Consider the following 20,157-nt stretch of genomic DNA (forward strand, 5'->3'; position numbering starts at 1 on the left):
CTCGTGGGTGTTACATGAACCGTCCGCCGGTGACCTCCAGCACCGTGCCGGTCATGTAGGAGGAGAGTTCCGAGGCGAGGAACAGCGCGACGGAGGCGACCTCGCCCGGCTCGCCGGCACGTTGCATCGGGACCTCGGCCATCTTCTGGTCCCACGCCTTCTGCGGCATCGCCTCGGTCATCGCCGAGCGGATCAGGCCCGGCTGGATGGCGTTGACCCGTACGCCGTGGTGTGCCAACTCCTTGGCCGCGGCCTTCGACAGCCCGACGATGCCGGCCTTGGCCGCTGAGTAGTTGGTCTGGCCGACCATGCCGACCTTCCCCGACAGCGAGGAGATGTTCACGATCGCGCCGCTCTTCTGCTCGCGCATGACCGCGGCCGCCTTGCGCGTACCGTTCCAGGTGCCCTTGATGTGCACGTCGATGACCTGGTCGAACTGCTCCTCGGTCATCTTCCGCATCGTCGCGTCGCGGGTGATCCCGGCGTTGTTCACCATGATGTCCAGTGAGCCGAAGGCGTCCAGTGCGGTCTGGACGAGTGTGTCCACCTCGGCGGCGTCGGTGATGTCGCACCGCACCGCGCGGGCCACCGCCGGGCCGCCGAGCCCCTTGGCCGCCGCCTCGGCGGCCGCCAGGTTCAGGTCGCCGAGGACGACCTTCGCGCCCTCCTCGACGAACCGCTCGGCGATCGCGAGACCGATGCCCTGGGCACCGCCGGTGATGACCGCGGTCTTGTCAGCGAGTAGTGACATGGTTGCCAACCTCATTGCCGGATGTGGGAGTTGTTGGAGATGTGGGAGTTGTGGGAGTTGGGTACTGGATGACGCCGGTTTTCCGGAGGTTCGCCAAGTCGCTTGTGGAAAGGCCGAGTTCGGCGCGCAGGACATCGTCGGTGTGCTCGCCCACCCGCGGCGACGCCGTTGGCAACGACTGTTCGCCGGCCATCACCACGGGTGAACCGGGCGCCCAGTACCTGCCGACCCCCGGCTGTCGTACCTGCGCCATCAGCGGGTTCTCGCGCAGCAGGCGCGCGCCGTCGGCGGCGAGGTCGGTGAAGCTCCGGTACTTCGACCACAGCACGCGGGTGGTACGCAACGCCGCTTCCGCCTGGGCAAACGTGCGGGTCTGGAACCAGCCGGCCACCAGCTCGCCCAGGACCTTGCGGTGCCGGTAGCGTTCCGACTCCGCCATGAAGTCCGCCCCGAGCGCGGACGCCAGTGCGGAAACCGCGTCGGTGAGCCCGGTGGCTGCCAGGAGTTCCCGCCAGTGCCGGGGCGTGAGCGTCACGACCATCAGCCGTTCGCCGTCGGCGGTGGTGAAGTCGCGGCCGAAGGTGCCGTGGACGTAGTTGCCGATGCGTTCCCGCGGCGCGCTGCTCAGCTGCGCCTCGGCGAGGTAGCCGAGGTTGCCGGCGGTCGCCAGGGCGACGTCCTCCAGGGCGACCCGTACCTGCTGGCCCTCGCCCGTCAGCAGGCGGTGCCGCTCGGCGGCCAGCAGTCCGGTCGCGAGGTACAGCCCGGCAGCGACGTCCCACGCGGGCAGCAGGTGGTTCACCGGCCGTGCCGCCTCCTCCGGGCCCGTGACCAGCGGGAATCCGGTGGCCGCCTGGACGGTGTAGTCCACCGCCGTGCCACCGTCCCGGCGGCCGGTCAGCAGTACGTGGATCAGGTCGGGCCGGCGCGCCCGCAGCGCCTCGTACGTCAGGTCCGGCTGCCGCTCGGAGTTGCTGATCACGATCCCGCCGCGGCGCCCGCCGCCGACGATCAGGTCGGCGACGAGCCGGCGTCCCTGCGCGGATCGCAGATCCACTTCGATGGCGCGCTTGCCCTTGTTCAGCCCCGACCAGTACAGGCTCGTCCCGCTGTCGGCCAGCGGCCGGCGGGTGCGGTCGGGGGCACCGCCGAGCGGCTCGATCCGGATCACGTCGGCGCCCAGCTGCGCCAGCGTCATCCCGCTCAGCGGGGTCGCCACATAGCTGGAGATCTCGATGATCCGCATGCCGCGCAGCGGTACCGCGGGGTCGTGCCTCACTTCGCTCCCCGCAGCAGGTTCTTGCCGATGATCAGCTTCTGGATCTCGCTGGTGCCCTCGTAGATGCGGAACAGCCGGGCGTCGCGGTAACAGCGCTCGACGACCGTGCCGCGCATGTAGCCCATCCCGCCGTGGAGCTGCACCGCGAGGTCGGCCGCCTTGGACACCATCTCGGAGCAGAACAGCTTCGCTGCCGAGGGCGCGATCCTGCGGTCCTCGCCGGAGTCGTACTTGCGTGCCGCGTCGAGGACCATCGCGCGGCCGGCCAGTACCCCGGTCTGGATCTCCGCCAACATCGCCTGGACCAGCTGGAACTCGCCGATCGGCCGGCCACCCTGCTTGTTGGAGGCGGCATGGGCGACGGACTCCTCCAGGATCCGCTGGCCCATCCCGACGCACAGCGCGGCGATGTGCACTCGCCCGCGCACGAGCGACTTCATCGCGGTGCCGAAGCCGGCGCCCTCCTCGCCGCCGATCAGCGCGTCCTTGCCGACGCGCACGTCGTCGAAGAACACCTCGGCGGTCCAGGCACCCGCCTGACCCATCTTGTGGTCCTTGGGACCGACGGTGACGCCCTCCCGGTCGGCCTCGACGAGGAAGACGGAGATGCCCTTCGTGCCGCGGCTCTCCGGGTCCGTGCGGGCGAAGACCACCAACAGGTCGGCGAGTGGGGCGTTGGTGATGAACCGCTTCGTGCCGTTGATGACGTACCCGTCGCCGTCGCGGTGGGCCCGGGTGGTCAGGCCCGACGGGTCCGAGCCCGCCTCGGCCTCGGTGAGCGCGAAGGAGGCGACGGCGCCCTCGGCGAGCCGGGGCAGCCAGTGCTTCCGCTGCTCCTCGGTGCCCGCGTTCACCAGCACCTGACCGGCGATCCCGTTGTTGGTACCGAACATCGAGCGGAAGGACGGAGTGGTGTAACCGAACTCGAAGGCGAGCTGCGCGTCCTCGTACAGATTCGAGCCGAGGCCGCCGTACTCCTCGGGCAGTGTGTAGCCGAACAGGCCCATCTCCGCCGCCTTTTGGCGGATGTCCTCCGGTATCGCGTCGGTCTCCTCGATCTCGTCCTCACGAGGGACGACGTCCTCGCGCACGAAGCGGCGCACCGCGTCGAGCACGGCCTCGAAGTCGGTGGATTCCATGGTGGTGTTCTCCGTTCCCGCGGTCATTCGGTTTCGGTCGGGCCGGTCGGGCTGGTGAGGACCGCCAGCGCGTCCACGGCGACGGCTCCGTGTCCTTCCGGGCCGAGCAGGAGTGGGTTCACATCGAGTTCGGCGAGGTCCTCGGACAGGTCGGCGGCCAGCCAGGACAGGCGCGCGACGGTTTCCGCGGCGGCGTCGAGGTCGCGCGGCGGCTTGCCGCGGACCGCGCCGAGCAGCCGGCTGCCGCGCAGCGACAGGAGCAGTCGCCGGGCGGTGTCGGTGTCGATGGGGGCGACGGCGACCTGGCTGTCGGCGAGGGCCTCGACGAGTACTCCGCCCAGCCCGGCCACGACGACCGGGCCGAACACGGGGTCGTTCTTGGTCCCGACGATCAGCTCCGTACCGGCGGACGCCATCCGCTGGACCAGCAGCCGGGCATCGTCCACGGCTGCCTCGCGGGCGAGGGCGAGCAGGCCGTCCGCGGCCTCACGGACCGCACCGGCGTCGGCGAGGCCGAGCCGTACGCCGCCGATGTCGCTCTTGTGCCCGATGCGGTCGGAGAGCAGCTTGACCGCGACCGGGCCGCCCAGCTCCGCCGCCGCGGCCACCGCCGCCTCGGCGGATTCCACCGCGCGGGAGGCGGCGCACGGTATGCCATAGGCGGCGATCAGCCGCGTCGACTCCTCCTCGTCGAGCTGGGCCCGCCCGGCGGCCCGTGCCGCGGTCAGCAGGGACCGTGCGGCGGCGTCATCGATACCGTCAGGGCGCTGCGGCCGCGACAGTGCGGGGCGCAGGCTGAAGTCGGCGAGCAGGCCGAGCGCGGCGGCGGCGCTGCCCGGGCCGGTGTAGCAGGGAATGCCGAGATCGCGCAGCCGCTGCCGCGGCCGGCCACTGCCGCCGGTCCACACCACGACCACGGGACGGTCCGTGGCCCGATGTGCCTCCGCGACCGCGTCGATGAGTTCCGCGGCACAGCTGTCCGCGCAGCCCAGCAGGACGGCGATCATGTCGGTGTCGGGATGCTCGACGGCCACCCGCAGCGCGCGGCGCAGGATGCCCGGCTCGGCGAGGAGGGTGCCGGTGAGGTCGACCGGGTTGCGCGGCGATCCGTACGCCGGGATGGCGGCGGCCATCTTGCGCTGCCACGTCTCGTCCCACGGACGCACCTCCAGGCCGTACTGAGCGGCCGCGTCGGCCATCAGGGCACCCGCCCCGCCCGAGACCGACAGCGAGGTCAGCCTGCGCCCGCGGGCCCGCCGCCCGGTGGCGAAAATCTGCGCGGCATCCAGCATCTCCTCGGGACCGTCGACCCGCAGGATGCCGTACTGCCGGGCCGCGCCGTCGAAGACCGCGTCCTCCCCCGCCAGCGACGCGGTGTGCGACTGCGCCGCGCGCGCACCCGCCGCCGAACGCCCGACCTTCACCGCGATGATCGGCTTGTCCCGCTCGTGCGCCTCCCGGGCGGCCTCCAACAACCGGCGTCCGCCCGTCACGCCCTCCAGATAGGCCAGCACCACCTGCGTCTGGTCGGTGCGCACCAGCCCGTCCAGCAACTCCGCCACCGACAGGTCGACCTCATTGCCGGTGTTGAGATAGTGCGAGATCCCGATGCCCAGATTCTGCGACTCGTTGAAGACGAAGCCGCCGAACGCGCCGCTCTGGCTGAGGAAGGCCACCGGGCCCTCGTGCAGCGGTACGTCCTCGTCCAGCGCCGAGGTGAACGTGGGCATCGCGCGGTCCCGTACGCCGATCATGCCCAGGCAGTTCGGGCCGAGGACCCGCACACCGCTCTCCTCGATCGCCGCGCGCAGGTCACGCTGGAGGGCCGCGCCCTCGCCGCCGAGTTCGGCGAAGCCGGAAGCGCCCACGATCGCGGCCGGGATGCCACGCCGGCCGCAGGCCCGTACCGCGTCGGCCGTCCGCTCCGCCGACAGCATGATCATCGCCAGGTCGATGTCACCGTCGATCTCGTCGAGGCCGCGGTAGGCGGGCAGGCCCTGGACGGTCTCGCGAACGGCATTGACCGGCAGGATCCGTCCGGCGAACCCGAACCGCTTCAGGTACGCCACCGGCCGCCCCGAGAGCTTGGCCGGGTTGTCCGACGCGCCGAGGACCGCGATGGACCGCGGGTACAGCAGCTTCTGCACGGCGTCGCCGCCACTGTCGGACGAGGCGGACGGGGTGGACGAGGCGGTCGGGGCGGTCGGGCCGGCCGGGCCAGTCGGGCCGTTCGGCGTCAAGCGCGGGCTCGGTTCGCTCGCAGGCACGGTCAACTCCTTGATCCGGCAGTGATTTACAGCGCGACATGGTGCGCCGGGCGGTCGGACTCCTCCGCGCGGCGGGCGGACAGCGTGAGGAACGCGCGGGCGGCGAACAGCGACACCACGGTCACCAGCACCGCGAACCCGATCGGCAGCACGATCGACCCGGAAGCGGTGAGCAGGGACTGCAGGATCACCGGCGCCAGGCCGCCGAGGACCCCCGCGAGCCCATAGGTCGCCGAGATCCCGGTGTAGCGGACGTTCGCCGGGAAAGCCTGCGCGAACATGCCCGCCAGCAGGGCGTAGTACATGACGTCCGGAATGGTCGCGAGCACCGCGCCCAGCATGGCGAGGATCCAATTTCCGGTACCGACGAGAAAGAACATCAAGGGCAGCGTGGGCAATTGGAGTACGAGCAGTAGGGTGACGGCCTTCCGCACGTTCCACCGGGTGGCGAGCACCGCCCCGAAAGGCTGCACCAGGAATTGCACCACACTGGCGATCAGAATAATCGTCAGGAAGTCGTTCTTCGCCAGGCCGACTTCCGCGGTGGCCCAGGACAGCGCGAAGGTGTCGCGCGCGTACACCACCGTGAACACGGTGACGGCCGCGCCCACGCCGACCAGCACGGTCTTCGTGTTGCCGCGGAACAGGCTGACCAGCGGGACCTTCACCGTCTGCTGGGACGCCCGCATCGCGAGGACCGCGGGCGACTCCTCCAGGCTCAGCCGGATCACCAGGCCGACGACCACCAGCAGCGCCGATGCCAGGAACGGCAGCCGCCACGCCCAGCTCAGCAGTGCTTCGTCCGGCAGCTGGGCGACCGCGAGGAACGACAGCGTCGCCAGGATGCGCCCCGCCGGCGAGCCCTGCTGCGCGAAGGCGCCGAACAGGAAGCTGCGTTCCTTCTTGGCGTGCTCGGTGGCGATGAGCACCGCGCCGCCCCACTCGCCGCCGACCGCCAGCCCCTGCACCATGCGGAAGACGATCAGCAGTACCGGTGCGGCCGCGCCGATCTGCGCGTAGGTCGGCAGCAGGCCGATGCCGACCGTACTGACGCCCATCAGCATCAGGGTCGCGATGAGCGCTTTCTTCCGTCCGATCCGGTCGCCGAGATGACCGAAGACGATGCCGCCGAGCGGGCGTGCCAGGAAGCCGATCCAGAAGGTGGCGAAGGACAGCAGAATGCCGACCGAGGCCGGGACCCGGGAGAAGAACAACGGCGCGAACACCAGGGCCGAGGCGGTGCCGTAGACATAGAAGTCGTACCACTCGATGGTCGTGCCCATGAAAGAAGCCCAGCCCGCTTTGCGAGCCATTTTTTCTTCTCTGGGCAACTGTCCGGTTCGCATCTCATTTCCTTCCGGAATGGCGACCCTGCAGATGAATCCTGCGTATTGATCCTGCGGATGGACCCTGCGGATGGACCTTGCGTACGACGGCGCGGTGTTGCTGCTCGGGAAACTAGGGGCAGCGAACTAGTTTCGTCCAACACCAATCCTGCGTACGATTGATTCGCCGCAGCGACACAATGCGCTGTGACCAGCGCGGAGAAACCGCGGAGCAGAGGTGCCCTGATGGAACTGAGACATCTGCAGGCGTTCGTCGCGGTCGCGGAGGAGCTCAACTTCCGCCGTGCGGCGGCGCGGTTGCGGATGACGCAGCCGCCGCTGTCGCAGCAGATCAAGCGGCTGGAGCGGGAGGTGGGCGTGGAGCTGCTGCGCCGCACGACCCGGCACGTCACACTCACCGGCGCCGGCGCGGCCTTCCTGACCGAGGCCCGGCGCGCGCTGCAGGCGGCTCAGGCGGCACCGGAGGCGGCCCGCCAGGCGGCCGCCGGGCAGACCGGCGTGGTCCGGCTCGGCTTCAGCGGCCCCACCTCCCACGAGGTACTGGTCCTCATGACCCGGAAGTTCCGCGAACACCGGCCCCATGTACGGCTGGAGGTCCTCGGCCCGGTCTTCGGCGGCGAAATGGTCGGGCGGCTCGGCCGGGACGAGATCGACGCGGGGCTCATCCGGCTGCCGGTGGCGGGCTCGGGGCTACAGATACGGGAGCTCACGCGGCACCGCATCACCGTGGCGCTGCCCACCGAACACCCGTTGGCGACGCGCCGGGAAGTCGGCGTGCTCGACCTGCGTGACGAGCCCGTGGTCAGCCACCCCACCAACCGGGGCGCCGGGATCGTCTCCCTCATCCACAAGGCGTTCCTGAAGCACGGCACCAGCCCGAACATCGTCCAGGAAGCGCCGGACACCCACACCATCCTGTCGCTGGTCGGCGCCGGTGTGGGCATCGGCTTCGTCCCCGCGTCCGCGGCCCACCTGAAGGTGCCGGGCGTCGTCCTGCTCCCGGTGTCCGACATCCCCCCGCTCCCGCTGGCCCTCGCGTGGCGCAAGAACGACCCCAACCCGGCCCTGCACGCGCTGATCGGCCTGCTGGACGAGATCTCCGCGGAATGCCGGCCGAATCCGGACAACGGCTGACGGTACGTCAGTCACTCAGACGGTACGTCAGTCACTCGGCCATCGGCTCAGGTCCACGCCCTTGTACACGGCCTCGATCCGCTGCAGGACGGCCAGCTTGTACACGCGCATATTGCATGTGGCGCAGCAGCCCTGTGGCACCTTCGTCAGCAGATGTTCGGTGCCCTGCGGGTCGACGACCCGCACCTCCACGAGGCGCTCCTCGTACCGGCCTCCGCAGGGACAACGCCCGTACCAGCTCATGCCGCCTCCCGTTCGGCGAGCTGGATCCGGCTCACGCACCAGATGTTGAAGTCCGGCGGCAGATCCCCGTACCCCACGACTCCCGTCCGTGGCAGTACACACGCCAGTATCCGCCGCAGCACCGGGCGGATGTCGTCGTCGACCAGCAGCAACTGTGTACGCACCGTTGACGGCAGCAGTGCGAGTCCGGCCCGTACGGCCTCGATCACCCGGTCCTCCGTCTCCTCGCGGCCGCGGCGGTCCGCAGCGGAATGCTGCCGCACCAACCGGTCGATCTCCGTGTCCAGAAGGCAGACCGCGAGGGCGTTCTGGCCGCCCGAATGCTGGGCGGCGATCTGGCTCCGCAGTCCGGTACGTACGAACGCCTCCAGCCACACCGGGTCGCCAGGTCCTGTCGCGACCCCCGTACGGGCCGCGGTGACCGGGTCGTCCAGCAGCAGGAAACGGTCGGAGTCGGGCCGTGGTGCCGCATAACCGGCGTCGATGATCCGCTCCAGCACCGGCGACAGATCGCGCAGCGGCACGCCGTCGGCCGCCAATGCCCGCAGCAGCACGGCCAGTTCACCGGAATCGACACGGGCCCGTGCGGCGCCCACCACGGCGGGCAGTACGTCTTCCAGCACATCGAGCTGGGCCTGCACCTTGTTCCGGTGGACCAGCCGGCCCGCCCGGCCGCGCAACTCCTGCGCCAGGCAGAGCGCGACGTGCTCCGCCCGCGTCCAGAACTTCCACCCGTTGTCCGCCAGCCGCCCGGACTCCGCGGCCGAGGCCAGTGCTCCGGGAAATCCGGTGGCCGGGATCACCGCCGGGCGGGCCTCCACGCCCAGCTCGGCGAGGTCTTCGGGGGCGGTGTCCACCAGGACCTCGTCCGTACCGAGGACCGCGTACGGCGCGGTGAGCAGCGAGTTCAGCCGGAAGGCGAAGCATCCGGCCGGGATGCCGTTCGGTGGTGCCACCCGGATGGCCGGGGTCAGCAGGCCATGCTCCTGGAACATTTCGACGGCCACTCGGCCGAGCAGGTCGGCGTCGTCGCCCACATCGCCCTCGCCCAGCAGCGGTCCGATCTCCTCGGGGACCAGCACGTCCACGAAGCGGGCCGACAGCTTGGACAGCAGCGACTCGACGACGGCCGTCGGGTCGGTCTGCCGGGCCTCTTGGGGGACTCCCCCGAGCGATGCCATCTCATCCATGCTGATGCCGTGGTCGAGCAGTACCCCGAGGACGTCGGCCGGCCCGTCCGGCGAGGCGGCGAAGGGGTACCGTGCGCCGATGCGCGCGAGCTGTTGCGGACCGAGCAGGACCGCCGGCCGCAGCTTGACGGCCTCGGCGCACACCGCCGCCACCAGCGCGGCAGCGCGTACTTCCGGTGCGGCACCGCCGTGCCGCGACCACGAAGCCGGCAGCAGCGGGTGCACGCTCTCGGGCTGTCGTCCGTCGGGCGCCGCGGCCAGCCGGGCGAGGAGTTCGGCCGGGTAACGGCACCGCTCGTCGAACACACGCAGCTCGATCCAGTCCTCCGGAGCCGGATCGGGAGCCGCGTCCGGGGGTACCAGGCCGACCCGCACCTCGGTCCTGCCCGGTACTCCCAGATCCACGAGTACCTGATCCAACCGGGCGGCGACTTCCCTGGAGCACCGCTCCGTGCCGCCGGATCCCGTCCCCAGCCAACCGGCCAGCGGCCCCCGCACCGACACCTCGACCGGACAGCCGACAGAGCCAACAGTGTCAACGGAGCCGACGGAGCCGATGAAGTCAGCGGAATCACTCATCGCTCACTCCTTCGCCGGTGTCCAGCACACCCGCGCACCGGTCCTGACCGGGGCCGACGGCCCCCTCCGTGAACCGTTGCAACCACGGACGCAGTTCCGGGTCCGAGGTCACGAAGGCAACCCGGCCGTCGCCGTCGGGCGCATCACGGTCAAGCGCATCGCGGTCAAGCGCCTCGCACAGCTCCGTGGCGAGCCGGTGCTCGTCCACCGGGGCGAGCGGCAGCGGTCCGGCCTCCCTCAGCCACTCCGGCACAGGCACGCGGCTAGCGGCGGCGTTCCCCGGCAAGCTCGCGCGCAGCGCACGCCGTACCTGGCGCACGGTCCGCGCCGGCGCCGTCTCCAGCTCCGGGCTCTCCGCCAGTACCTCCGCCACCTCGGGGGTCAGCGGTATGCCGTCCCTGGCGAGCGCCCGCAGGACCCGGGTGGCGGCCATCCGCCGGCCCCGGCGGTCCCGGGGCGGGCGTCCGGGCGCGACGTGGTCCAGCCACCACTCGGCCTCGTCGTTCCCCAGCAGCCGCCAGGCGTGCTGCCGTACCACTGCCGACACCTGGCGGAGCAGCGAGGCCGCGTCCTCGGCCGTGCCGCGCGCCACCTCGCCCTCCTGGATGCTGACCGTGAAGCCGCCGGGCGCCAAGGACGCATCGTCCCGGAAGCGGAAACCGGGCACGGCGAACCCCGTCGCCTCCCGTATCCGCTCGCGGGCCGCGGGCACGTCCTCGGAGATGAACCTGCGGCCGGGCTCCCCTTCCGCCGGGTTGACCAGCGGCACCAGGTCGTCGGCGACGGCGATGCGGACCGGGGCACCCGTCGCGGGCGTCGCGACGAGTTCGCCGTACCGCCGCACGAGGTCCTCCAGCCACTCCAGCTTGGAGCGGCGCACCTTGTACTCCGGGTCGTCGGACAGCTCGCCGGCCCGGGTGATCGCGGCGACGGCCTCCCGCAGCGCGGCCGCCCGCCCGCCCGGCTGCATCCCCCGCTCCAGGGCGAGCGCCAGATTGGAATGGATCACATCGTCGTCGGGCAGCTGCTCCAGCGCCGCGCGGTAGCCCTCGATGGCCTCGGCGAAGCGGTCCGTCTCGAAGGCCCGGTTGGCTTTCCGGTTCAGCAGCGAGCCCAGCTGCTCCCGGTACAGGGCGTCGTCCTTGTCCAGCGCGTGCGCCTGCTCCAGCGCCGCGCGCGCCAGATCCCAGCTGGGCCCGTCCCAGTACAGCCGCACCCGGCTGTGCTGGTACTGCGCCTCGTAGTCCTTCCCCCTGATCTCACGGATGCCGTGCAGCAACCGCTCGGCGGCCGCCTCCCCTGCCGTCTCGACGGCCTCCGCGGCGATGTCCTCCACCACTTGCACCAAATAGTCGCTCTCGGGGAACAACCGCAGGCCCGCCAGTGCGAGAGTGCCCGCCTGCTCGTGCCGGCCGGCGCCGCAATGGGCCATCGCGATGCCACCGTAGAGGTACGGCTCCAGCCGCGGCGGATGGTAGGTCAGGGCCTGCTCGTAGAACTCCAGGGCGTGCTTCCAGTCCCGCCGGTCCTCGGCGATCCTCCCGAGCTGGTAGACGACGGGCCAGTACCCCGGCTCCTGCCGCAGCACCCACCGGCACTCCCGCTCGGCACGGTCCAGGTCGCCCTCCATGCGGTACACATCGGCCAGCTCCTCACGGGCGTTGTACCGCTCCGGGCGGTGCATCACCGCCGCGCGCAGCTGCCGCCGGGCACGGTCGAATTCGCCGTTGCCCGCGTACACCCTGCCGAGCGCGACGAGGGTGTCGTACCGGAAGGCCGGTTCCGCCGTGTCGGCCTGTGCGGCGAGCGACTCGATCCGGCCCTTGCGGCGCTCGTACAGCGCGGGCTGGCCGTAGAGCGTGATGAGCGAGCGGTAGTTCTCCGAGTCGTACGGCATCTTCTCGACGGCGCGCAGGTAGTGCTCCTCGGCGGCCTCGAAATCGTCGCGTTCCTCGGCCAGTTGGCCGAGCCGGTAGTGCCCGTTGTTGCGTTCCGGGCACACTTCGATGGCGCGTTGGAACGCCTTCTTGGCGCCCTTGACGTCCCCTTCCGCCTGCAGTCGTTCGCCCAGGCCCTCCCAGGCGCGTGGCTCCTCCGGGCCCACCCGCACGGCGGTCTCGAAGCAGCGCGCAGCCCGCTCCCGGTCCCCGTGGAGGTACAGTGCCAGCTCTCCGGCCATGGTCAACAGCTCGACCTGGACACGGGTGGGGTACTGCGCGGTGTCGAGCAGGTGCTCCAGCAGCGGCCGGACCCGCACCCACCGCTGTGCGTAGACGTCATCGGTCCACCGCATCAGCTCCGGCAGCCGGATACCTTGCCGCACGGCAGCCGGCAGCCCCGCGTCGAGCAGATGGCGGCTCACCGGCTCCCGGAAGTTCGTCAGCGTCTCCGCATAGCAGTGCAGCCACTCCTGCCGGCCGGCCTCCGGCCCCTGCTCCAGCGCGGCGCGCACACAGGCGGTCACGGTCTCGCGCAGCACCGCGACGACCCGTTGGCGTACCGCGTCGAGCACCGGCAGCAGCGGCTGACCGACGGACTCCGCCGCGCAGGCGTCCAGTTGCTCCAGTACGTGGTACATCTCGGCCCGGTCACCGGGAGTGCCACGCAGCGGTTCGAGTGCCCTGGCCGCCTGGTGCATGTCCGCGTCGCGGAGGGCGGCGTCGCGGAAGGCGTCGGCCCGGATGGTGCGCAGGGAAGCGGTCATGACCGGACCCGGGTGTTCGGCCGCGGACCTGTCCGCGCGCGTCGCCTCATGGAGACGGCGTCCTGCTCGTGTCCGTCGCTGACCATGGGCTCTTCCCGGGAGGCGACCTTGAAGTCGCACACGGTGCACTCGGAGCCGGGCGCGGTCATGACCAGCCCCTGGCAACCGGACCGGGGGCAGTCCATGACCTGCGAGTTGCACGCGCGGCACCGCGTCTGCCCCGGGATGATGAAGCCGTCCTTGCAGCTGGTGTTCGGGCAGTACTTCTTGCCGCCGGACTCCGACTGGCCCGCCGTACCCTGGCTTTCGTTGCCGGCTTGCCGCCACATGTCGGCGTAGCGGCGGAAGGCCGACGCCTCCCGTACGTAGATCACCGGAGTGCCGAAACAGCGGTGGTCCCAGGACTCCCGGCCGAACCCCGGTGTCGTGCCGAGCTCGCACCGGGCCCGGCTCACGGCCTCGTCCAGGAGGTAGCCGGCCCGCAGCCAGGAGTAGAAGTGAACGGCGAACCGCTCGGCGTCGTCGATGCTGATGACGTACTGCATCGCCACCACGGCGGCGACCCGCTCGCGGTGGGCGAGGTCACGGGCGATGCTGCTGAAACCGCGCAGCGAGTCCTCGGTGACGTCGGGGCTGTCGCCTTCGCACGCGTGCAGGAAGATCAGCCGGCCACGGGGAGACGCTCCGGAAGGTCCCGGCGGACCGTCCAGCCCGGCACGCAGCAGGTTGCAGATGGACACACTGTCCGCCCAGTCCGCCTCGTCCACCTGTTCCGCGAGGTCCTCGCCGCGGGCGCGGCGGGCTTCGGCGAGGGCACGGGCGGTGCGCAGTTCCCGCTCGTCCTTCTTGAGGGCGAGCCCGCTCCCCCTGCCGTGTGCGCCTCCCCGGCCGTGCCCGATGAAGTGGAGGATGTGGGTGGGGTGTTGGAGCAAGTCGTTGCGCAGCTGGTCACGGGTCGGAGAGTCCAGCACGTCCACCGTGGTGCCGACGGAGCGCAGTTCCTCGACGGCCCTGATCAAGGTGTCCGCCCGGACCTGGGCCAGGCCCGGGGAGTTGGGGCGGGAGAGCACCACGAGAATCCGCAACGGACCGCTGTCCGCCTCCGGCAACGCTACGTCCTCGTTGTGCACGTACCTGCTCAGCACCAGCTCGGTCTGCTCACCGGCGAGGAAGAAGCCGCCGCCTTCCGGGTCGGGCTTGAAGAGGAACTCCCAAGGGTAACGGCCCAGTTCGCGCGCCTCGCGGCGGATGTCCAGGCGCAGCCGGAAGGGGGTCGTCATCATCTTCGGGTTCTTCTTGTACTGCGCGTAAGTGTCCTCGAACGCCTGGCGCAGCACGGGGACGCCACCCTGCGGGCCCTGGCCGTCCACCCCGAAGGCGATGGCGTACAGGCACCGGCCGAGCAGGGTGAGTTCGCTGCGCCTGCAGTGCTCGCAGCCGCCGACCAGCCGGTTCAGCGCCTTGACGGTGTCGTGCAGCAGCCAGCCGCCGCCGAGCGGGCCGCGTACGTGCTGGTTCTGGTCGCGCCGGTGGAAGAAGTCGTCCTCGTACTCGCCTTCGGAGTCGTCGAGGATCGTGAGCGTGGAGGTGATCATGGCGCCGCCTGCCTACAGATCCAACACCGCGAGGGCCCGGGAGCGGGCCCGGTCCGGCGCGGTGCGCGCACCGGAGAGGTGTGCGAGACGGAGGGCCCGCTCCCGCAGGTCCACCATGACGTCGGTCCAGTGCTCCTGGATCGATTCGGCGTGCGCCCAGGTGAGGTCGGGGCTGGAGTACAGCAGACCGGTGAGCGTGGCCATGGCGGCCTTGGTCCCGAGCCACCGTTCGTCGGTGACCGCCTCCGTCGCCTGCTGCACGACGTCCTGCCACACGCGGTACAGCGGGAGCCGGGTGACGTCCACGTCCTCCGGACGCACCCGCGCCACGCTGTAGAGGACATAGTCCACATCGCGCAGCGGCACCAGCCGGCCGTCGATGCGCTCAGCGAGCTCCCCGTCCCTGACGTGCAGGCCGGCCGGGTCGACGCCATCTCCGGGGCCGATCAGCGCGTAGTACGCGGGGCGCAGGCCCGGCTCGAACTCGTCCCGCCGGGCGAGCACCGGCTGATCGCCGCCCACCAGGGCGTTCACCCCGCCGACGACGACCTTGGCCAGCGCGGTGTACGGAGCGAGTCCGGCCGCCAGGTCGAGGGCCCCGGCGGCGCCTTGCAGTACGTCGAGGAACGGCTGGGCGGTGTCGCCGGTCTGCAGCCGGTACAGCACGACGGAGAGCGCGAGGCCGCCGGGCGGGGTGGGCTGCGGCCCGGCGACGCGGGTGTTGGCGATCACGATGCCCTGCGGTGTCTCCGCGCCGTGCCGCTGGATGAGCCCCGGGCCGACCATGGCGGGCACGACGGCCTGGGCGCCGTCGTGCGTGAACTCGGCGGCGACAAACACGACCGGGGTGAACTGGCTGAACCACTTCCGTCCGTAGGCCAGGTGGAGGTGGTTGATCCGGACCTCGAAGTAGTCCCGGCCGGGGTCGAGGGGCCCGGACTCCGGCGGCCGGTCCACCCGGGCGGGATCGATACGCGTCCACAGCGGCGGCCGCGCCGGAGCACGCACCAACTCCTGCACTGCGGTCCGTAATGCACCGAGGCTGTCCGCGAGACTCATGACGCACCCTCTCCTCCCCCTGGAAGGCGGCGCCTTGCCCAAACCTTAGCCCCGCCACCCACGGACAGGGAGGGCTCCGTCCGGAGCGGGCAAGGGGCGTACCGGACATCGGCGCGCGTCGGGTTGTACGGGAGTACTCGCACGCCCCGGCACGCTTCGCAACGCACCCTCGGCATTGATTCGCAGCACACGTAGACGCATAGTGGGGCTATGGTCCGCCGCTTTGCGAGCGCACTCACCCGGACCGCGACCTGCACCGTCGTACTCGTCGAACCCGACGAGGAGCCGCGCCCGCTGACCACGGAGTCCCTGACGGAACTGCGCAACATCCGCTAGGGGTCGAGGATTTTCCACTTCTGAACATCGCCGCCGTCACATCTCTTCAGACGCAACGGCACCCCGTCACGCGGCTCCGGGATGTGAGTGAGGCACTTGGCCTCGGACCCCTTGTCTTCGACATAACTGCTCCGCAATTGAAGGTATCCGTCGGAGCTGTGCTCCATCCGCCAGGTGGAGTTGACCCCGCCGCCGCAGGGCCAGGAGCCCACAATGTTCGCCGAGTCGCTCACCCCCAGGCAGACGTCTGGCTTTACATCCGACTCGAACTTCACGTAGCCGTCATCGAGGCTGCGCAGTACCCAATCCGGCTCGGTGGTACTGCAGTCACGCATCAGCACTTGGTTCGGCTCGCGAAAATAGCTGATGCACTTGGAACCTCCCACGGCTTTGTTCTCAATGTTCCGCACCTCGGCCGTGGAGGGAGAATCGGCAACACGCCACGCGATCACCAGCGCCAGCACGACGGCTGTCGCCGACACGGGCACCACCCACCGTGGCAGGCGGCCCTTGCGGCTCTCGTTCTCGAGGTGGGGAGGAACATCCTCTCCTTGCCGCGCCTCCCGGGACCGTCTGACCCCCTCCACCGACCGGCTCAGCGCCTTGGCGACATCCCGCCATTTCCTGGCCTCATGAAAAGGGGAATCCCCCATGACGGTACCACCACTGGGTGTCCACTGAAGCTTACGAAGCGGGGACCCTTTCGCCATGAGGCAGGGTTCCACCTTCACGGGAAACAGTACGCACTCCCCCGCATCGCGGCGTTTCATCGCCTGCGGTAGTTCCACCTCCATGCAGTAGGTGGAATGCAGAAAACTGGGTGTCACCAGCAGAGCAACGATATCGGCTTTCCCGAGGTAATCCTCAAGGAGCACCCGCTCCCAGCCGGCACCCGTTGGGATATCGCGGTCATCGTAGATTTCGACGCCGTCCCACGCGAGGTCCGCACTGTACTTGCGGAAGTTCAGCAAGTGGTGCTTGTCCTCGCGCGCATAGGCCACAAAGACCCGAACAGGGGGTTTCGTCACAGCAGTTCAGTTTCCGATCAATGGCTACAAGCCACTCGCGTGGGGTAGGACCGAGGGTGATCGACGCACTCAGTGCCGCAAGGCTCGTGGGAGGTCACTGTGAGCTTCGCAGTCTAGCGGAGTCCGAGAGGGGAAACTGCCTATGCGTATCGCTGTGGTTGGCAGCGCAGACCCGGACCGTCGTTATGATCCGCCGCTGCGCAATCACGTGCTCGCGGACACGGCAGCCGCCGAACTGGGTCGCGAACTCGCGGGCCGGGGCTGCGAGATCGCCGTGTACTCCGGGCGGCCCGACTTCATCGAGGCGTCCGTGGTCCGGGGGTACGTCGCATCGGGGCAGGCACAGCCGGGGTCGATACATGTCCATGGCCGATACGGCCGCGAGGACGCCAGCTTTCCCGAAATCGCGCAGCACAGAAACCTGTTCGACGTGCATCCCGAATCGACCGCGGACTGGGAGGTGGCCTACTTCCGTTCATTACTCAATGTCGAGGGAATGCTTTTGCTCGGCGGTGGCCGGTCCACGTTCACCGCGGGTCTGATCGCACTCTCCCGCGGTATCCCTCTCGCTCCGGTCGCCGCGTTCGGGGGCGGGGCCGAGAAGGCATGGCATCGTTGGTCACGAGAGAGCGATTGCGCGACCGAGGACGACATAAAGGTCATGGCCGACAGCTGGCATCCGACGCAGGCGGCAGGAATCGTCTCGTCCCTGACCGAGCAGCATCATCGCCGCGAACTCCAGCGGGCGGAAGCCGGCCGTCAGGAACGACGGGCGGATCGGCGTATGGCGACGAGTCTGGTCATCGGCATGGTGTTATTGCTGCTCGCGCTGGCCATGGTCCCGCTCTCCTACACCGCGCGGTCCGGCTCGGCGGGCAGTGTGGCCATCCTCGTGGCCGCACCGCTCCTGGCGGCCATCTGTGGCGCCATCGTGCGTAACGCCTTTGATGCGGCGGGCAGTTGGCTGCGGACCATAGTTCTCGGAGCGGCAGCCGGCTCCATTTCCTTCCTCCTCTTCATCGCGGCGCAGTTAGCCGCCACACCGGATGCCCTGAACGGGGAGGGAGTCCGACGCCTCGTCTTCTTCGTGCTCCCGGTCGGATTCATCGCGGGGCTGACCTTCGACGCGGTCCACGCCAAGCTGCAATCCCAGGACGTCACCCGCACGTCGACGCTGGAGAGATAGCGGTAAAGCTGCGTGACGTTGGGAGCCGCCGGTTTGAAAGTATGCTGCGCATGGCTATCGGAGAACAGCAGCACGAGTGGGTCACGATCGCGGCCAACAAGCCGGGGCGATACCACTGGATCGTGGCGGGCGCCCTCGTGGTGGTCTGTCTGTCGGCAGGGCTCTGGCTGGGGTCCGTCCGCCTCCTCGTCGCCGCGGGCACGGCGCTCATATGCCTCCTCGTCCTCGCCCGGATCGGCAGTGCGTGCCGCGTCACCGTGACGGAGAAGGACGTCCAGTACCGCGGCATCCTCGGCAGGACGCGCCGCATCCCCCGCGGGGACATCGCAACGGTGCTCTACGCGCCGTACCTCGACACCGGCCACCGCCGGCACGGGGACTGGCTGCTCCTGCTCGATGGGCAGGGCAGGCCGCTGCTCCGGCTCACCAGCCACGTCATCTGGCCGCCGCAAGAAATCAAGCGCGTGAGCAATGCGGTAGGCGGACCCACCGTCAATATGCCCGGCGCGAAGGCCCGCACGGTGCGCCAGCACTACCCCAAGGCGATTCCCTACCACGTTGCCCACCCCAACGTCTTCGGCGGCATCTTCGGCGGCCTCCTCGTCGCCGTCATCGTCATCGTCACCGTGTTCGCGGTGGTGATGCTGAACCAGTAGCGACTGACCGCGCGAGCGCACATGACGCCAGGAGACGGCTCAGCAAACGGCATCAGGAAGCGGCAATCAGCAGATCGGAAGCCTTCTCTCCGACCATGATCGACGGAGCGTTGGTGTTCCCGGAGGGAACGGACGGCATGACCGAGGCGTCCGCCACCCGCAGCCCCCGCACGCCGTGCACGCGCAGCTCGGGGTCCACGACGGCGAGGCTGTCCCGGCCCATCCTGCAAGTACCGACCTGATGGTGGTACGTGCCGACCGCACGCCGTACGTACTCCCGCAGGTCATCCCGTGTGCGGGCCTCCGGCCCGGGTGCCACTTCCGCCTTGCGCCAGGCGTCGAACGCGCGCTGGCCGCCGATCTCCCGGCACAACTCCACGGCGTCGACCAGCGCTTCGAGGTCGTACCGTTCGGCGAGGACGTTCGGGTCCAGCAGCGGCGCGGCGTCCGGGTCGGCCGAGGCGAGCCGCAGCGTGCCGCGGGACAGCGGCCTGACGATGCCCGGGGCGATGGTGTAGCCGTGCTCCGGCACGGCGTACGACTCGGCGGGATAGACCAGGTGCAGGAACACCGGCTGCAGGTCGGGGCAGGGGCGGCGCGGGTCGGTGGAGGTGAAGAGCTGGCTTTCGAGCAGGTTCGCCTTTCCGGGCGGCAGCGGGCGGGATGCTTCGTACACGTTGCTGACGAGCAGATGGTCGTGCAGGTTCTCCCCGACACCCGGCAGGTCCACGGCGATGTCGACGCCGACCTCGCGCAGGTGCCCGGCGGGGCCGATGCCGGAGAGCAGCAGGGTCTGCGCCGAACCGATGACACCGCCGCTGAGTACCACCTCGGCTGCTGCGTGGGCACGGTGCAGGCGTCCCTCCGCGGCGTACTCCACGCCGACCGCCCGGCCGCCTTCGAGCAGGACCCGGTGTACGCGGGCGCCGGTGGTCACGGTCAGGGACGGGTTGTCCCGCACCGGGGCGACGAAGCTCTGCCAGGCGCTCATGCGGCGCCCGTCACGCATGGTCGCGTGGTTGAAACCGACGCCGACCATGTCGTCGCCGTTGAAGTCGTCCGTGCGCTCGTGGCCGAGGGCGACGGCGGCCTCCACGAACGCGGTTGCGGTCGGGTGCGGTTCGGTGATCCTGCTGACGGGCAGGGGGCCGCCCTTGCCGTGCCACGCGCTCTCGCCGTCGACATGGTCCTCCGACCGCTTGAACAGGGGCAGCACGCTGTCCCAGTCCCAGCCGGTGCACCCTTCGTACGCCCACGCGTCGTAGTCGCTGCGGTGCCCGCGTATGTAGATCATTCCGTTGAGCGAGCTCGATCCGCCCAGCACCTTGCCCCGCGGCCAGTACAGCGACCGGTTGTTGGCATGCCTCTGGGGCACGGTCATGGCCGCCCAGTCCAGCTCCGACTGCAGCAGCAACGGCCAGCCCTGCGGACTGTGCACCCGCTCGTCGTCATCGACCGGCCCGGCCTCCAGAACATGGGCCGAGTGCCCCGCGTCCAGCAACCGCCGGACGATCACACTGCCGGCCGACCCGGCCCCCACCACCACGTAATCGTGCTCAGCGCGCGACTCCACCATGACGATCCCCTCCCACAACTCCGTTGCCACCACGGGAAACAGTAAGAGCGCTGGAGAGCACCCGTCTCGCCATTGGCGGATCACGCACA

General features: G+C 70.1%; 16 protein-coding genes. 4 read left to right on the plus strand and 12 right to left on the minus strand.

Annotated elements, in window-relative coordinates; all coding sequences use genetic code 11:
- Nucleotides 1–10 precede the first annotated feature (10 nt).
- The 5 genes from fabG to ACIGXO_RS04040 are packed head-to-tail and all read right to left on the minus strand — an operon-like array spanning nucleotide 11 to nucleotide 6,719.
- Nucleotides 11–751, minus strand: coding sequence for a 3-oxoacyl-ACP reductase FabG (gene fabG, locus ACIGXO_RS04020; protein ID WP_399779724.1), 741 nt, complete (start codon nucleotides 749–751; stop codon nucleotides 11–13).
- Nucleotides 735–2,030: a CoA transferase gene (locus tag ACIGXO_RS04025; RefSeq protein ID WP_399779726.1), complete on the minus strand. Its 1,296-nt coding sequence runs from the start codon at nucleotides 2,028–2,030 to the stop codon at nucleotides 735–737. The genes fabG and ACIGXO_RS04025 overlap by 17 nt, the downstream gene beginning before the upstream one ends.
- Complete coding sequence (locus ACIGXO_RS04030; RefSeq protein ID WP_399779728.1) at nucleotides 2,027–3,196, minus strand: acyl-CoA dehydrogenase family protein; 1,170 nt, start codon at nucleotides 3,194–3,196, stop codon at nucleotides 2,027–2,029. Before ACIGXO_RS04030 ends, ACIGXO_RS04025 begins: the two co-directional genes overlap by 4 nt.
- On the minus strand, nucleotides 3,193–5,436 hold the full coding sequence (locus ACIGXO_RS04035) for an acetate--CoA ligase family protein (RefSeq protein ID WP_399779729.1): 2,244 nt from the start codon (nucleotides 5,434–5,436) through the stop codon (nucleotides 3,193–3,195). The genes ACIGXO_RS04030 and ACIGXO_RS04035 overlap by 4 nt, the downstream gene beginning before the upstream one ends.
- 26 nt (nucleotides 5,437–5,462) lie before the next feature.
- Nucleotides 5,463–6,719, minus strand: a complete 1,257-nt coding sequence (locus ACIGXO_RS04040; RefSeq protein WP_399779731.1) for an MFS transporter — start codon at nucleotides 6,717–6,719, stop codon at nucleotides 5,463–5,465.
- A 288-nt stretch (nucleotides 6,720–7,007) separates the two neighbouring features.
- Between ACIGXO_RS04040 and ACIGXO_RS04045 the strand changes: the two genes are divergently transcribed.
- A complete protein-coding gene (locus tag ACIGXO_RS04045) occupies nucleotides 7,008–7,916 on the plus strand; it encodes a LysR family transcriptional regulator (RefSeq protein ID WP_399779733.1) in 909 nt (302 codons plus the stop codon).
- Nucleotides 7,917–7,943: 27 nt separating this feature from the next.
- Here the strand turns inward: ACIGXO_RS04045 and ACIGXO_RS04050 are convergent, their stop codons facing one another.
- From ACIGXO_RS04050 to ACIGXO_RS04070, 5 genes are read right to left on the minus strand one after another with little or no spacing between them, the layout of a single operon-like run.
- Nucleotides 7,944–8,159 carry a hypothetical protein gene (locus tag ACIGXO_RS04050; RefSeq protein WP_399779735.1) on the minus strand — a complete coding sequence of 72 codons (216 nt, stop codon included), beginning with the start codon at nucleotides 8,157–8,159 and terminating at the stop codon, nucleotides 7,944–7,946.
- On the minus strand, nucleotides 8,156–9,928 hold the full coding sequence (locus ACIGXO_RS04055; protein ID WP_399779737.1) for an FHIPEP family type III secretion protein: 1,773 nt from the start codon (nucleotides 9,926–9,928) through the stop codon (nucleotides 8,156–8,158). The genes ACIGXO_RS04050 and ACIGXO_RS04055 overlap by 4 nt, the downstream gene beginning before the upstream one ends.
- Nucleotides 9,921–12,632 carry a tetratricopeptide repeat protein gene (locus ACIGXO_RS04060; protein WP_399779739.1) on the minus strand — a complete coding sequence of 904 codons (2,712 nt, stop codon included), beginning with the start codon at nucleotides 12,630–12,632 and terminating at the stop codon, nucleotides 9,921–9,923. Before ACIGXO_RS04060 ends, ACIGXO_RS04055 begins: the two co-directional genes overlap by 8 nt.
- Nucleotides 12,629–14,227 carry a CHAT domain-containing protein gene (locus ACIGXO_RS04065; protein ID WP_399779741.1) on the minus strand — a complete coding sequence of 533 codons (1,599 nt, stop codon included), beginning with the start codon at nucleotides 14,225–14,227 and terminating at the stop codon, nucleotides 12,629–12,631. Before ACIGXO_RS04065 ends, ACIGXO_RS04060 begins: the two co-directional genes overlap by 4 nt.
- A gap of 12 nt (nucleotides 14,228–14,239) precedes the next feature.
- Nucleotides 14,240–15,286 carry a hypothetical protein gene (locus tag ACIGXO_RS04070; RefSeq protein WP_399779743.1) on the minus strand — a complete coding sequence of 349 codons (1,047 nt, stop codon included), beginning with the start codon at nucleotides 15,284–15,286 and terminating at the stop codon, nucleotides 14,240–14,242.
- Between the two features lie 210 nt (nucleotides 15,287–15,496).
- Here ACIGXO_RS04070 and ACIGXO_RS04075 point away from each other — a divergent pair, with 210 nt between their 5' ends.
- A complete protein-coding gene (locus tag ACIGXO_RS04075) occupies nucleotides 15,497–15,622 on the plus strand; it encodes a hypothetical protein (protein ID WP_399779745.1) in 126 nt (41 codons plus the stop codon).
- Here the strand turns inward: ACIGXO_RS04075 and ACIGXO_RS04080 are convergent.
- Nucleotides 15,619–16,650: a TIR domain-containing protein gene (locus ACIGXO_RS04080; RefSeq protein WP_399779747.1), complete on the minus strand. Its 1,032-nt coding sequence runs from the start codon at nucleotides 16,648–16,650 to the stop codon at nucleotides 15,619–15,621. The genes ACIGXO_RS04075 and ACIGXO_RS04080 overlap by 4 nt on opposite strands.
- Nucleotides 16,651–16,792: 142 nt before the next feature.
- On the opposite strand from ACIGXO_RS04080, the gene ACIGXO_RS04085 reads away from it, so the two are divergent.
- The gene (locus tag ACIGXO_RS04085) at nucleotides 16,793–17,836 is read left to right on the plus strand and encodes a hypothetical protein (RefSeq protein ID WP_399779749.1); all 1,044 of its coding nucleotides are present in this window, start codon (nucleotides 16,793–16,795) and stop codon (nucleotides 17,834–17,836) included.
- 50 nt (nucleotides 17,837–17,886) lie between these two features.
- On the plus strand, nucleotides 17,887–18,492 hold the full coding sequence (locus tag ACIGXO_RS04090; protein WP_399779751.1) for a hypothetical protein: 606 nt from the start codon (nucleotides 17,887–17,889) through the stop codon (nucleotides 18,490–18,492).
- Between the two features lie 52 nt (nucleotides 18,493–18,544).
- Here the strand turns inward: ACIGXO_RS04090 and ACIGXO_RS04095 are convergent, their stop codons facing one another.
- Nucleotides 18,545–20,098: a GMC family oxidoreductase gene (locus tag ACIGXO_RS04095; RefSeq protein ID WP_399779753.1), complete on the minus strand. Its 1,554-nt coding sequence runs from the start codon at nucleotides 20,096–20,098 to the stop codon at nucleotides 18,545–18,547.
- Nucleotides 20,099–20,157: the final 59 nt, after the last annotated feature.

Source organism: Streptomyces sp. NPDC053542, assembly GCF_044544685.1.
Classification (GTDB): Bacteria; Actinomycetota; Actinomycetes; order Streptomycetales; family Streptomycetaceae; genus Streptomyces.